At 24.0% G+C, this 16,514-nt stretch carries 12 protein-coding genes; 6 read left to right on the top strand and 6 right to left on the bottom strand.

What is annotated here, in order from left to right; genetic code table 11:
* Window positions 1-95: 95 nt before the first annotated feature.
* Entirely contained in the window at window positions 96-1,940 is a 1,845-nt protein-coding gene (gene typA, locus UAT33_01990) for a translational GTPase TypA (protein ID XBC43704.1), read from the top strand.
* A 133-nt stretch (window positions 1,941-2,073) separates the two neighbouring features.
* Here the strand turns inward: typA and gmk are convergent, their stop codons facing one another.
* The 6 genes from gmk to prfB form a co-directional block, all read right to left on the bottom strand.
* Complete coding sequence (gmk, locus tag UAT33_01995) at window positions 2,074-2,694, bottom strand: guanylate kinase (protein XBC43705.1); 621 nt, start codon at window positions 2,692-2,694, stop codon at window positions 2,074-2,076.
* Window positions 2,695-2,773: 79 nt separating this feature from the next.
* Window positions 2,774-3,568 carry a thymidylate synthase gene (thyA, locus tag UAT33_02000; GenBank protein XBC43706.1) on the bottom strand — a complete coding sequence of 265 codons (795 nt, stop codon included), beginning with the start codon at window positions 3,566-3,568 and terminating at the stop codon, window positions 2,774-2,776.
* 10 nt (window positions 3,569-3,578) lie between these two features.
* Window positions 3,579-4,439 carry a prolipoprotein diacylglyceryl transferase gene (gene lgt / locus UAT33_02005; protein XBC43707.1) on the bottom strand — a complete coding sequence of 287 codons (861 nt, stop codon included), beginning with the start codon at window positions 4,437-4,439 and terminating at the stop codon, window positions 3,579-3,581.
* A 248-nt stretch (window positions 4,440-4,687) separates the two neighbouring features.
* A complete protein-coding gene (gene lysA, locus UAT33_02010; protein XBC43708.1) occupies window positions 4,688-5,944 on the bottom strand; it encodes a diaminopimelate decarboxylase in 1,257 nt (418 codons plus the stop codon).
* 221 nt (window positions 5,945-6,165) lie between these two features.
* Window positions 6,166-7,692, bottom strand: a complete 1,527-nt coding sequence (gene lysS, locus UAT33_02015) for a lysine--tRNA ligase (protein XBC44114.1) — start codon at window positions 7,690-7,692, stop codon at window positions 6,166-6,168.
* Window positions 7,693-7,701: 9 nt separating this feature from the next.
* Window positions 7,702-8,803 (bottom strand): peptide chain release factor 2 gene (prfB, locus tag UAT33_02020; protein ID XBC43709.1). Its coding sequence is split into 2 segments (ribosomal slippage): window positions 7,702-8,724 and window positions 8,726-8,803, totalling 1,101 coding nucleotides; the frame shifts between segments, so codons are not numbered across the junction.
* Window positions 8,804-9,089: 286 nt separating this feature from the next.
* On the opposite strand from prfB, the gene ygfZ reads away from it, so the two are divergent.
* The 5 genes from ygfZ to leuS all read left to right on the top strand — a co-directional run bounded on the left by ygfZ (window position 9,090) and on the right by leuS (window position 16,383).
* A complete protein-coding gene (gene ygfZ, locus UAT33_02025; protein XBC43710.1) occupies window positions 9,090-10,034 on the top strand; it encodes a tRNA-modifying protein YgfZ in 945 nt (314 codons plus the stop codon).
* Between the two features lie 55 nt (window positions 10,035-10,089).
* A complete protein-coding gene (gene miaB, locus UAT33_02030; GenBank protein ID XBC43711.1) occupies window positions 10,090-11,430 on the top strand; it encodes a tRNA (N6-isopentenyl adenosine(37)-C2)-methylthiotransferase MiaB in 1,341 nt (446 codons plus the stop codon).
* Window positions 11,431-11,603: 173 nt separating this feature from the next.
* Window positions 11,604-12,062, top strand: coding sequence for an rRNA maturation RNase YbeY (gene ybeY, locus UAT33_02035; GenBank protein XBC43712.1), 459 nt, complete (start codon window positions 11,604-11,606; stop codon window positions 12,060-12,062).
* 69 nt (window positions 12,063-12,131) lie between these two features.
* Complete coding sequence (corC, locus tag UAT33_02040; GenBank protein ID XBC43713.1) at window positions 12,132-13,010, top strand: CNNM family magnesium/cobalt transport protein CorC; 879 nt, start codon at window positions 12,132-12,134, stop codon at window positions 13,008-13,010.
* 781 nt (window positions 13,011-13,791) lie between these two features.
* Window positions 13,792-16,383 carry a leucine--tRNA ligase gene (gene leuS, locus UAT33_02045; GenBank protein ID XBC43714.1) on the top strand — a complete coding sequence of 864 codons (2,592 nt, stop codon included), beginning with the start codon at window positions 13,792-13,794 and terminating at the stop codon, window positions 16,381-16,383.
* Window positions 16,384-16,514 lie beyond the last annotated feature (131 nt).

Raw genomic sequence — 16,514 nt, forward strand, 5'->3', positions numbered from 1 at the left:
TACTATTTTAGCATAAACATGCTAACATAAAATTTTCATAACGTTATCTAACAATTACAAAATTAATTACTATCTATTTTATAATATTAATAAAAATGAATAAAAATTTACGTAACATAGCTATTGTTGCTCATGTTGATCACGGAAAAACTACCTTAGTTGATAAATTATTACAACAATCAGAAAATTTTAAAAATAACAAAGACAATTCCGAACGAATAATGGATTCAAACGATCTTGAAAAAGAACGAGGAATTACAATTTTAGCAAAAAATGCTGCAATTAAATGGAAAAATTATCATATAAACATAATAGATACTCCCGGACATTCTGATTTTGGAGGAGAAGTAGAACGTATATTATCTATGGTAGATTCTGTATTACTAGTAGTAGATGCATTAGATGGACCAATGCCTCAAACACGATTCGTTACTCAAAAATCGTTTAATTATGGAATAAAACCTATTGTAGTAATTAATAAAATAGATCGAAAACATGTAAGACCAGATTGGGTAATTGACCAAATTTTTGATTTATTTGTAAATCTTAATGCCACTGATGAACAACTCGATTTTCCTATTATATATACTTCTGCATTACTTGGAATATCTGGAGTAGACTATAAAAATATGGGATCTGATATGTCATCATTATACAATACAATAATAAAACATACACCTCCTCCTAAAACTGATTTTAATAGCAATACTCTACAAATGCAAATTTCACAGTTAGATTATGACAATTATTTAGGAACAATTGGGATTGGGCGTATTAAACAAGGATCTATTACACCAAATAAAAATGTAATAATAGTAAATAATCAAGGATTAAAAATCAATGGAAAAATAGGAAAAGTATTAAATTATTCTGGATTAGAAAAAATTGATACAAATCTAGCACAATCAGGAGATATAGTAGCTATAACAGGTATTGAAAAACTTAATATTTCTGACACTATTTGTGATCCTAACTACGCAAATCCACTACCAACATTAAAAGTAGATGAACCCACAGTAGAAATGATGTTTTCTGTAAATACTTCTCCTTTTTCAGGAATAGAAGGAAAATATGTTACATCTCGACAAATATTAAATAGACTAAAAAAAGAAATGGTTTACAATATTGCTTTAAAAGTAAAAGAAACAAAGAACTCTAACACTTTTTCAGTATCTGGACGCGGAGAACTACACTTATCAATACTAATTGAGAATATGAGAAGAGAAGGATTCGAATTAGAAGTATCTCGTCCACAAGTTATTATTCGACATATTAACAATATCAAACAAGAACCATTTGAAATAGTTTCATTAGATATTGAAGCTAAAAATCAAGGGTTAATAATACAATTAATCGGAGAACGAAAAGGAGAAATTACTAATATTATTACTGATAAAACTAATAGAACTAGAATTGATTGTATCCTTAGTAGTCGTGCTCTAATTGGATTTAGATCAGAATTTATAACTATTACTTCAGGGTCTGGAATATTTTATTCTTCTTTTAGCCACTATGGAAATATACAACATGAAAACATTGGATTGCGTAAAAATGGGGTATTAATTTCGAATAAAACAGGATATTCAGTTGGATTTTCTTTATTTAGCTTACAAAATCGTGGAAAATTATTTATAGGACATGGAGTAAAAATATATGAAGGGCAAATTGTCGGTATTCATAATAGAATAAACGATTTAACTGTTAATTGCTTATCAGGAAAAAAGCTAACTAATATGAGAGCATCAGGGTCTGATGAAGCAATAACATTAACTACACCTTTAAAAATTAATTTAGAATATGCTATTAGTTTTATTAATCATGATGAATTAGTAGAAATAACACCGTCATCTATTAGAATAAGAAAAAGATACCTAAGAGAAAACGATAGAAAAGTAGCGTCGAGAAAAAATAATTATTATGATAAAAGTAATTTTATTTAACATATATCAATGATATCATTCGTTTCTATAAATTTCAACTAAAATAAAAACATAACTAATTTATGTAATATGTATAATTATATCAAACTTAATACTATAATAAACATTTTATCTACTTGATATAAAAACCATATTAATTTAACAAATTTTTGATAAGAATGTTGTTCTTTCTTATTTGATACTGTTTTGATAAATGTTCTACTTGAACAATATTATTTAAATGTGATGCAGCTAATTTAAAATCATCATTAATAATTAAATAATCATATTCTATATAATGTTTCATTTCAGATACTGCTTGATTCATTCTTTTTTGTATTATAGAATCACTATCTTGAGATCTTTTACACAGTCGTCTATATAATTCATTTTTAGATGGAGGCAGAATAAAAATACTTTTAGAATCCGGAATTAAACGACGTACTTGCTGTGCTCCTTGCCAATCAATATCTAGTAAGATATCTATCCCAGTTAATAAATAATTATAAATTTCTTCTTGAGACGTACCATAATAATTATTAAAAACTCGTGCATATTCTAAAAATTTTTGTTTTTTGATCATTTTTTTAAATTTATTAGTAGAAATAAAATAATAATGTTTTCCATTACATTCCCCAGGTCTAATGCTACGAGTAGTATGAGATATTGATACTTTTATTTTAAATAATACATTAGTATTTAATATTTCTTGAATTAAACTAGATTTTCCTGTTCCACTTGGAGCAGAAATTATAAATAATATACCTTTTAGCATGATTTTTAAAATTAGAATTACTCTAAATGTATAAAAAACTTTTGAAATAAATGTAAATTTAAAAATTATTTAATTAATATTATACGGCTATATTTGCTTTAATAGAAGGATGAAATTTATATCCTAATAAACTAAAATCACGAAAACAATAATCAAATATTTTTTTAGGTTTTTTATTAATTATTAGTTTTGGAAGACGATAAGGCTTACGTAATAATTGTTCTTTTGCTTGTTTAATATGATTTTTATACAAATGTACATCACCACCTGTCCATAAAAAATTACCAATTTTCAAACGACATTGTTGTGCTACTATATGAGTTAACAAAGCATAACTAGCAATATTGAATGGAAGACCTAAAAAAACATCACAAGAACGTTGATATAATTGACAGCTTAAAACATTATCTATAACGTAAAATTGAAACAATACATGACATGGAAATAAAGCCATCTTTTCTAAATCACCAACATTCCAACTAGATACCAATATTCTTCTAGAATTAGGATTATCTTTTATTTGATTAATTACGTTTTTAATTTGATCAACTTCTTTACCATCTATAGTTTTCCATCTCCGCCATTGTTCCCCATAAATAGGCCCAAGATCACCAAACTTATCTGCCCATGAATTCCAAATAGATACTTTATTGTCATTTAAGTATTTAATATTTGTATCACCTCTAAGAAACCATAAAAGTTCATGAAGAATAGAAGAAAAATAACATCGTTTAGTAGTAACTAATGGAAAACCTATTTTTAGATTGAATTTCATATGATGACCAAAAATAGATAACGTTCCTATTCCAGTTCTATCTGATTTGTTTTTCCCTTTATTTAATATTCTATTTAACAACGACAAATAAACATTCATATTTAACCTGTTATTTTAATTTTTTAATTGGATTATATATAATAATAATTACCATAAATCCATATATTATCATAGGAATTGATAATATTTGTCCCATAGTAAGAGTGTGTTTCAATAATCCTATTTGATAATCTGGTTCACGAAAATACTCAACTATAATACGAAAAATTCCATAAAAAATTAAAAATGCACTAGATACTACACCAATAGTTTTTATTACTTTTGAAAGATAATATAAAATAATAAATAAGATTATTCCTTCTAAAAAAAATTCATATATTTGAGATGGGTGCCTAGGCAAAACACCAAATTTATTTATTAATTCCTGTAATCTTAAATCATGCTTAGATACTTCTAAGTCTAAAAATCTAGAATTAGGAAATAAAACAGAAAAAGGAAAATCTGGAGCAACACGACCCCACAATTCTCCATTAATGAAATTTCCTATTCTTCCTATTCCTAATCCAAACGGTACTAACGGGGCAATCAAATCAGAAATTAAAAAAAATTTTTTATTAAATTTTTTTGAAAAATAAAAAATTACTATAATTACTCCTAATAAACCTCCATGAAACGACATCCCGCCTTCCCAAACTTTAAATATATTTAAAAAATTATTAAAAAAAAATACTGGATTATAAAAAAGTATATATCCAATTCTTCCACCAATAAATAAACCTAAAAAACTAAAATATAAAATATCTTCTATCTCTCTTTTTTTTAATCCTATTTTTCTTATACAAATTTTCCCTTGATATAAAACAAAAAAAAATCCTAATAAATACATTACTCCATACCAACGTATAGAAATATTAAATATAGAAATAGCAACAGGATTAAAATTAGGAAACGATATATAGACACTGTTCATTAACTTTATTTTTCCTACTTTTAAATTCTTTTATTTTTCAATTACACGAAAATTTTTATATAAAATAAATTATAACTACAATTAATATATATTAATTAACAATAGTAAAAATAATTTATATTTATATAATATAATAAAAAACCAATCAATATAAATATTAAAAAATAAAATTTCATATCAAAAATAGAATTTATTATATTTTAAACTAACAAACATTAATATTATTAATTGATATATTTTAATTTATATTAAATGCAATTTATTTCTAATTCTAATAATTCTCGTATAGTTTGACGTTTTCGAATAATTCGAAAATTTCCATTTTCATATAAAATTTCTGGAATTAAAAAACGACTGTTATAATTAGAAGACATAGAAGCTCCATAAGCTCCAGTGTCATGAAAAACTAAATAATCTCCAGGCCTAACTTTAGGAAGCATCCTAGTTTCTATATCGCCTTGTCCATTTTGAGTAAATATATCTCCTGATTCACATAATGGACCACCTACTACAGTTTCTATTGTATCTTGTTCATTTATTATGCGCCCATCACCTGAAATAACAGATATATGATGATAACTTCCATACATAGCAGGTCTAACTAAATCATTAAACCCAGCATCAACTAAAACAAAAAGCTTAGAACTTGTATTCTTAACTGTTCTTATTTCAGTAACTAATACTCCTGATTCTGCAACTAAAAATCTTCCAGGTTCTATTTCTAACTTAACAGGATGATTTAAATAATTAGAAATCTTTTTTCGTGCTATATCCCATAAAACAAAATATTTATTTACATCAAAAACATTTTCATATGGTTTATAAGGAATCGTTAACCCTCCTCCTGCTGATATCATAGTTATATCATAATTTAAAGAAAATACTTGTTTTATCATTTCTTCACATACGCATTCTAAATATTCATAACTTACACCAGATCCAATATGTATATGTAATCCCATTAATTGAAAATTATACTTTTTAATAAATGGTATAGCTAATTTAATATCCCAAATACCATGCTTGCTATTCTCTCCACCAGTATTTGTTTTTTTACTATGTCCATAACCAAATCTTGGATTAATACGTAACCAGATTTTATGTCCAGGAGATACTTTTCCAATTTGTGTTAACATATCAATAGATCCTATATTTACAGGAATGTGAAATTCTTTAATTTTTTCTAAAGTACATCTATCAATTAAATCAGCTGTAAATATCATCCCTTGATCAATAGAACTATATCCAGAAATTAACCCTCTTTCAATTTCTCCTAATGATACAGCATCTATTTTTACTCCATTTTTACGAAATAAATTTAAAATATGAATATTAGAACAAGACTTTTGAGCAAATCGGATAGTATCAAATCTACGTAATTTTTGAATATTCTTTAAAATTACATTTGCATCATATATCCATAAGGGAGAATGATATTTTTCAACTAATTTTAATATACTATCTGTTTCAAATATTACTTTTTTTTTATTTAAACAACTAAACATAATTTCTTTCTCAAAAGTGACACGTTATTGTTTATACTCAGACATCTTTAATATAACATTAACGATAAATTAACATAATTCAAAATAAAAATTTTTAGAATATTAAGTAAGACTTATTGTATAAAACTTTTTAGAAAGTTAAATATATAAAACTAATTAAATTTATAACAACATATAACCAAATAAATATCGTAAATATAATAAAAGACAATAATTAAAATTTATGTTTTAAAGTTCATAGGTTTGAGAATAGGAAAAAAAATGACATCACGAATACTTTTTTGATTAGTTAAAATCATAATTAGTCTATCAATTCCTATTCCTAATCCCGAAGTTGGAGGTAAACCATATTCAAGTGCAGTGATATAATCCTCATCATAAAATGTTGAATCATTTTCAAACTTAATTTTTTCTTGTTGATTTTGATCTAGAAATCGTTTTTTTTGATCTTCTGAATCATTTAATTCCGAAAATCCATTTGCTAACTCATAACCAGAGATAAATAATTCAAATCGATCAGCAATATCAGAATTAACATTATTTCTTCTAGATAATGGAGAAATTTCTATAGGATAATTAATAATAAAAGTGGGTTGAACTAATTTCTTCTCTACAGTTTTATTAAATATCTCTGATATTAATTTACCCATTCCCCAATTTTCTTCAACTTTTATTTTTAAAATGTTTACTATATGCTGAATTTTTTCTAAATCATTTAAATCAGATAATTTAATATCTGAATTAAAGCGCAATATCGCTTGTTTCATAGTCATTTTACAAAAACTTTTTTCAAAATCTAATTCATATTCTCCATACTTAAATTTTAAATGTCCTATTACTGACTTAACTACATTTCTCAATAAATTTTCAGTAAAAACCATCATGTCTTTATAATCCGAATAAGCCATATACGCTTCCATCATAGTAAATTCTGGATTATGACGCGTTGAAATTCCTTCATTACGAAAACTTCTATTAATTTCGAAAATCCGATCAAATCCTCCAATAATTAATCTCTTTAAATATAATTCAGGAGAAATTCGTAAATATAAATTGAGATTCAAAGAATTATGATAAGTAATAAAAGGACGTGCAATAGCACCTCCAGGAATATTTTGTATCATAGGTGTCTCCACTTCTAAAAATTTATTCTCTAACATAAATTTTCGAATACTAATAAAAATATTAGATCGTATTTTAAAAATATATTTTAAATTTTTGTTACTAATAAGATCTAAATACCTTTGTCTATATCTTATCTCTTTATTATACAATCCATGAAATTTATTTGGTAACGGTCTTAATGACTTAGTCAATAATTTTAATTCTATACAATAAATAGAAAGTTCTCCTGTTTGTGTTTTAAACAAATTCCCTTTAACACCTATAATATCACCTAAATCTAATTTTTTAATCATATCTGAATAAAAATTATTTAAAAAATTTTTTTCTGTGATATATAATTGAATTTCCCCTTCACAATCTTTTAACAAAAAAAAAGAACTTTTTCCCATGATACGTTTTTGTAAAATTCGACCTGATACACTAACAAAAATATTCATAATTTTTAACTGGCTATTACTATAACATTTATAATCATTATTAATATCTACAGAATATTTATTAGGTTTAAAATCATTAGGAAAATTAAAGCCATTCTCTTTCATAATATATAATTTTTTACGTCTATTTTGTTCTTCATTATTGAAATTGTCCAAATTAACCTCTACAATATGGTTTAATACAATTGTATATTATTATAAACCACGTTTTAAACTAGATTCAACAAACAAATCTAAATCTCCATCTAAAACAGATTGTACATCATGAACTTCTATTCCTGTTCTTAAATCCTTAACTCTAGAATCATCTAATATATATGAACGAATTTGATTTCCCCAACCTATGTCTGATTTTTTACTTTCAAGTATTTTTTTTTCATTGTTTTTTTTACTCATAGTTACCTCATATAACTTTGCTTTTAATTGCTTGAACGCTTGATCTTTATTTTTATGCTGAGAACGACTACTTTGAGATTGAGTTACTATACCCGAAGGAACATGTGTAATTCGAACAGCTGATTCAGTCTTATTTATATGTTGACCTCCAGCTCCAGATGCTCTATATACATCTATTCTTAAATCACAAAAATTTATTTTTATATTTATTGAATCATCAATATCAGGATATACGAAAATAGAAGAAAAAGATGTATGTCGTTGATTATTAGAATTAAATGGGCTTTTTCTTACTAAACGATGAATTCCTGTTTCAGTTCGAAACCACCCAAAAGAAAATGGTCCTTGTATTTTTACTGTAGCAGATTTTATTCCAACTATTTCACCATACGTTCTATCAACAATTTCTGTATTAAACTTTTTATATTCAGCCCATTTTAAATACATTCGTAATAACATATTAGCCCAATCTTGCGATTCTGTTCCTCCAGAACCAGATTGTATATCTAAATAACAATTAAAATGATCATCTTTCTTCGAAAAAATAGAGTTTAATTCTAATACACTAATAGCGTTATCTAATACGTTTAATTCACTAATGACATCACATAATAAATTTAGATTATTTTCATTAATTGATAATTTTAAAATGTCTATTACTGCATGCAAATTTGACTCTATCTCACTTATAGAACTAATAGAAGACACTAATATACTTTTTTCTCGACTTAAATTAATTATTAAACTAGGATCTTGCCATACCTTAGATAATTCTAATAAAGAATTAATTTCTAATAATCTATCTTTTTTATTGTTATAGTCAAAGCAACTCCTTTAAATTATTTATTTTATTTACATACATTTGAATTCGGCGCTTTATAACACTAATTTCACATACCATTTTACAGTCTCTCAGTAACATTTTATAAATATTTTAGTCTAAAAATAAAAAATATATACTTTAATAATAATTGTTATAAAAATTAATTAAAATATAAAATATTCATATATATAACTTTAATAAAGTAAAATATAAAAATTGACATTACTTATATTAAGTCTTAATTCAATATTAACTTAATTAAATTAATTTTTATAAGAACTAAGATATAAGTATACATTAACTTCAAACTGTAAAATATCAATTTTATTTGAAAATTAAAAAATTAATATACGGAAAAATTAAAATGCATAATAATCTATCACGTTTTTTTGAAAAAGATATTATATTGATGACTTTAAACGACTGGACATTAACAAAAATAATAGGAAGCGATAGCAAAAAATACTTGCAAAATCAAATAACTATAGATATGAATAAATTAAGCAAAAAAAAACATAAATTATGTGCTCACTGTAACGTTAATGGAAGAGTATGGAGTAATCTGCGCATATTTCAATATGAGATAAATAGTTATATGTATCTTCAAAGAAAGAGCGTATCTTATCATCAAATTAATGAACTAAAAAAATATTCTATATTTTCTAATATAAGTATATTTCATGATACTGAAATGTATTTACTAGGAATTACTGGAACAATGGCAAGAACTAAATTACAGAAATATTTTGATATATTACCAAATAAAAACCTTACAATATGCTATAAAAATAATGTAATTTTATTATGGTTTAATTTTCCATGTGAAAGATTTATACTTATTACAAAAAAAAATAATGCTATTTTAAAAAAAATATTGTCATCAGTAAAAACAATACACGATAGTAATTTATGGTTAGCTTTAGACATCTCTTCTAAATTCCCTATTATTGAAAAAGAAATGTCGGGAAAATTTTTTCCGCAATCATTAAACTTAGAAAATTTAGATGCTTTAGATTTCAAAAAAGGATGTTATTATGGTCAAGAAATGATCACTAAAATACGATTTAGAAAACTTAATCAATATAACTTACATTGGTTAATTGAAAAATCTGATAGAATTACTCGAATAGGAGAAATAATAGAATCTAAAATCCAAGAAAAATGGAATCGAGTCGGATATATTTTATCTTTTGTAAGAGTTAATAAAAATACGATATGGATACAAGCTGTTTTAAAAATAAATGTTAAGATAAATGACAAAATTCGCATTGAAAATGATATAAATAGCAAATTATATATGCAAATGTAAAATGTCTTTCGTATAAAAATTTTATTTAATAAACTATTAACAAAATAATAACATTATGATTATAGATACTATATATGTAAAAACCTGGGGTTGTCAAATGAATGAATATGACTCATCAATGATAACTCAATTATTACAAAAAAAATATAAATTTAAAGAAACTCATTATCCTGAATTAGCTAATATTTTAATTCTCAACACTTGTTCTATTCGCGAAAAAGCACAAGAAAAAGTTTTTCATCAACTTGGTAGATGGAAAAAATTAAAAGACAAAAATCCTAAAATAATTATTGCAGTAGGTGGTTGTGTAGCTACACAAGAAGGAAAAGAAATTTATAAACGTGCTAATTATGTTGATATTATATTTGGAACACAAACACTACACAGATTACCAAATATGATAGAAAAAGTAAAAAAATTTAAAAAACATATTGTCGACATTGAATTCCCTTCAATCGAAAAATTTGACTCTATTGAATATCCTGATTTTCCAGGAGTTACAGCGTATGTAACTATAATAGAAGGATGCAATAAATTTTGTTCATTCTGCATTGTACCTTATACTAGAGGTCACGAAGTTAGTAGACCGGTAGACGATATTTTATTAGAAATTTCTATATTAGCTAAAAATGGAGTTCGGGAAATTAACTTATTAGGACAAAATGTTAATGCATACAGAGGAAAAACTTTTAACGGAAAAATTTGTAAATTTTCAGAATTATTAAAATTAGTAGCATTAATAAATGGAATCGATAGAATTAGATTTACAACAAATAATCCTATTGAATTTACTGATGATATTATCAATGTTTATAAAAATACAAAAGAAATAGTTAGTTTTCTTCATTTACCTGTACAAAGTGGATCTAATCGAATATTAACACTTATGAAAAGAGCACATAACATACAAGAATACAAGAAAATTATAAAAAAGCTAATTATAAATCGCCCCAACATTCAAATTAGTTCAGATTTTATTGTAGGGTTTCCAGGAGAAACTCAAGAAGATTTTGAAGAAACATTACATTTAATTAAAGAGATAAATTTTGATATGAGTTTTAGCTTTATTTATTCTGCTCGCCCAGGAACACCAGCATCAGAATTATTAGATAATATTACTTTAAAAGAAAAAAAACAAAGACTCTATATGCTTCAAGAAATTATCAATAAAAATACACAATTATGGAATGAAAAAATGTTAGGAAGCATACAGTCAATATTAGTAGAAGGACCCTCTCGTAAAAACATAATGGAGTTATCAGGACGAACAGAAAATAATCGTGTTGTTAATTTCACAGGTAATCATAATATGATTGGACAATTCATTAACTTAAAAATTATACAAATAAATCCTAATTCTCTTAGAGGTCATTATTCTAAAAAATTTAATAATTAAAATTTATAGAAATAATATAGTTAACATAAACTTAAAATCAATAAAACACATCAGTACAATTATCTATAAAGAAACAATTAAAGACATAGTACATACAAAAAAAATCTGATAAAATATAATATTATTATAAATAATAGTAACACTTACTTTAAATAAATAATAAATAAAATTCAATGGAATCAATCATTATTAATTTACAAACAGCTTGTTCTAAAAAAATTTATTTTCCAAAAAAGATACATTATTTAAAATGGATACAAGCTAGCCTAAATAAAAGATCATCTAATTTAGAAATAACAATTAGAATTGTAAAATCCTCTGAAATGCAATCCTTAAATTTTAAGTATAGAAAAAAAAACAAAACTACCAATGTACTATCATTTCCATCTACTTCAAATACAATAGTTAAATCTAATTTTATTGGAGATTTAATTATTTGTAGTGATATTATCAAGAAAGAAGCTATAAAATTTAATAAAGAAATAAAATCACACTGGGCACATATGGTAATACATGGTACATTACATTTATTAGGATATGATCATAACAATTACTATAACTCAAAAAAAATGAAACACTTAGAAATAAAAATTATGTCATCTTTAGGATATAAAAATCCTTACACAAAATAAAATATTTAAAATACAAAATATCTCCATAATAATAAAATATAATATATAAGAGATTCATACTAATATCTCATGAGTGACGATTATCCACGAAATAGTAATAAACATAATAAAAAAAACTTTTTCTCTATTTTATTAAATCAAATATTTCACGACGAACCAAAAAGTAAAGAAGATTTATTAGCACTAATACGATATTCAAAAAAAAATAAACTAATAGACCAAGATACATGTGATATGTTAGAAGGAGTTATCGATATAACACAACAAAAAATCCGTGATATAATGATTCCTCGTACACAAATGATAACATTAAAATTAACTTACCCACTTAATAAGTGTTTAGATATCATTATTAAATCTGCACATTCACGATTTCCAGTAATGAACTATGATGAAAATTACATTGAAGGATTTTTAATGGCTAAAGATTTTTTACCTCTTGTAAAAAATAAATTAGACATCTTTTGTATAAAAAATATATTACGACCTGCTGTTGTAGTTCCTGAAAGTAAACATGTAAATTGTATGTTAAAAGAATTTCGATTAAAAAAAAATCACATGGCAGTCGTAATAGATGAATTTGGAGCTGTTTCAGGATTAGTAACTATTGAAGATATATTAGAATTAATTGTAGGAGATATCGATGACGAATATGATGAAAATGAAACAAATATTCGACAATTAAATAAATATACCTTTATGATAAAATCTTTTACTTCTATAAAAGAATTTAATGATACTTTTAAAACTAATTTTAACAATGAAGAAGTAGATACTATTGGTGGATTAGTTATGAAACAAATTGGACATTTACCTGTTCAAGGCGAACTTATAAACCTTTCTGAATACACATTTGAAGTCCACATTGCTAATAATAGAAGAATTGTACAATTACAAGTTACTATTCCAAAACATAAAAAACTTCCTAAACTTTCAGAAAATAATTAAATTTTTATATAAAAAAATATATAAAATTATTATTATAATGTTCTAAAAATATTAATAAACTCTTAAAAAAATATAAAATTATATTATTTTATAAAAAAATATTAACTTATACTTTGTATTGTTAACTTTAATAAAATTTTATCCGTGAATTATTATTAAATAATATTAAAACTCTATAAATATTAATTAATTATAAATTCTTATAATAAGATTTGAAGTATAATTTAGACTAAAAATTACTAAAATCTTTATTATATATTTTATAAAAATTGTTTATGTTTTATGGTACTTACTTGTCTTATTAAAGATGCTAATTTTTATAAAATTACTACTTTAATTTACTTTAATTCCTAATTTAAAATATTTTAATTTAAAACATACTTAAAAATATCAATTATTTTCTAAAACAAAATTCTAATGTTATTAAAATAATACGTTAAATTATTTAAATATTCTAAAATCCGTTGTAGTACAATAATGCTTTAGAAATAATATCCCCATATTTTCAATAAATATCATGAATATAATTTTATAAAACATTAACTCGAATTAATTGAAATTATCAACATATAAAAATCAACAATGTCACATACAAATATCTAATTCTAACAATATAATATTGTAAACATTTTTGATATTAAGAGTTTATGTTATAAAATATATAATATATTAAAATTTTTTTACAAAAAATTTAAAAATATTTAAATTTGAATTAATAAAATAATGTATATAATTTATTATTTAATTAAAATAAAAATTATGAAAATAAATAAGAAAAATTATGAAAAAAGAATATATCCCTAAAGAAATAGAATATAACATGCAAAAAACATGGGAAAAAAATAATGAATTTTTAGTAACCGAAAATGAAAAAAAAGAAAAATATTATTGCCTTGCTATGATTCCCTATCCATCTGGAAAATTACATATGGGACACGTTAGAAATTATACTATTAGTGATGTCATAGCAAGATACCAAAGAATGATTGGGAAAAATGTACTACATCCAATGGGATGGGATGCATTCGGACTACCCGCAGAAATAGCTGCTATACAAAATAATATTGATCCTTTTACATGGACTAATGAAAATATTCAATATATGAAAAAACAATTACAATCATTGGGATTTAGTTATGATTGGAGTAGAGAAATTACGACTTGTCAACCTGAATATTACAAATGGGAACAATGGTTTTTCATAGAATTATATAAGAAAAAATTAATATATAAAAAAAAATCTTGGGTGAATTGGTGTAAAACTGATAAGACAGTTTTAGCTAACGAACAAGTTATTAATGGACTATGTTGGCGTTGCAATAATAAAATTATTAAAAAAAATATTTTTCAATGGTTTATAAAAATTACAAAATATGCTGAAGAATTACTTTATGGATTAAAAACACTATCCGATTGGCCAGAAAAAGTCAAAAAAATGCAATCTAACTGGATTGGACGCTCATCTGGCGTTGAAATATATCTAAAGTTATCTAATATTACTAAAACACTTAACGTATTTGTATCTACACCAGAAATATTAATGGGGGCAACATACGTAGCTATTTCTCCTTTACATAAATTAGCTCAAAAAATATCTTATACTAATAAAAAAATTCAATCTTTTATTAAAAATGAACATTTTTTAAATCCATCTAGCAATAGTTTCAATAAGTATGAAGGAGTTGATACTCATATATTTGCCTTTCATCCATTAATCGAAAAAAAAATACCTATATGGATAGCCAACTACGTACTTTCAGACTGCATAACCGAAGCAACATTAGGTATACCAGCTCATAATCAAAACGATTTAAACTTTGCTTTAATCTATAATTTAAGAATTATACCAGTAATATTACAAGAAAATAAAAAAAAACCAGAAATAAAAAATATAGCTATGACAAATATAGGAATACTATTTAATTCTGGTAAATATGATAATTTACATACTAAAAAAGCACGAATTTCCATAATATCAGAATTAGAAAGAAAGAAAATAGGTGAAAAAAAAATATGCTATCAACTAAAAGATTGGGGAGTATCAAGACAACGTTATTGGGGAGTACCTATTCCAATGGCAACTTTACAAGATAACAGTACTATACCAATACCAAAAAAATACCTTCCACTAAAATTACCTAAAAATAAATATACTACTACATATACTAATCCAAATTCGTTACATTCACCCAAAGAAAAAATTATAAATATTAATGGCAAATTAGCAAAATGTGAATCTGATACACTAGATACATTCGTAGAATCATCATGGTATTATGCCAGGTATACTTGTACAAAATTTAATCAAGGAATGATAGAAAAAAATGCTGCAAACTATTGGCTTCCAGTAGATTTATATATAGGAGGAATAGAACATTCTACAATGCATTTAATATATTTTCGATTTGTTCATAAGCTTTTAAGAGACTTTGGATTAGTTAAATCAAACGAACCAGTAAAAAAATTATTATGTCAAGGAATGGTATTATCTGATGCATTTTACTATCTTGATCATAATAATCAAAAAAAATGGACTAATATTTCATTTTCTAATATTAAATATCACTCAAATGGGAGTATAAAAAAAAGCTTTATGTATCATGAAAAAAAAATATTTCATGCAGGTATGATTAAAATGTCTAAATCAAAAAAAAATGGAATAGAACCAGAAGATATAATCAATAAATACGGAGCGGATACAGTAAGACTATTTATTATGTTTGCTGCACCAGTAGAAGCATCATTAGAATGGAAAGAATCTGGAATAAAAGGAGCGCACAGGTTTTTAAAAAAATTGTGGACGTTCTGTTATGATCACATCACAAAACATAAAGATCCAAATATACCGATAAATTATAATCACTTAACTAACAAACAAAAAGAATTTTATTCTTTCATATATAAAACTATAAGTAAAGTAGAACATGATATCAGCGTAAGACAATCATTTAATACAGCAATTTCTGAATTAATGAAACTAGTTAACAAATTATTTGATATTTCCTTAAATGAAGAAGATAATAAAATATTAATTCGACAATCTTTATTAATTATTACAAAAATGCTATATCCTTTTACACCTCATTTTAGTCATACGTTATTAAAATATTTACTAAAAGATAAAAAAATAAAACACATTGAATGGCCTAAAGTTAATAAAAAATTTTTTTTAAATAATTATACTACTTTAATACTAATTCAAATCAATGGAAAATTTCGTCATAAAATTCTAATCACAAAACAAAATTCTAAAAAACAAATATTAGATATAGTCTTAAAAGAACCAAAGATATATAAATATACTAAAAACCATAAAATAAAAAAAGTAATATATATCCCAAATAAATTAATAAATTTAGTTATTAATGATTAATAAAAATTAAATACTACTTATTTAGCATATATAATTTTTACTATAGCACTAAATAAAACAGTATATACTTTTACAATATTTAAATTTTATAAAAATATAACTACATTACAACATATAAATAACATTTTATA

It is taken from the genome of Buchnera aphidicola (Floraphis choui) (assembly GCA_039830045.1).
In the GTDB taxonomy this organism is placed as follows: Bacteria; Pseudomonadota; Gammaproteobacteria; order Enterobacterales; family Enterobacteriaceae; genus Buchnera_B; species Buchnera_B aphidicola_AX.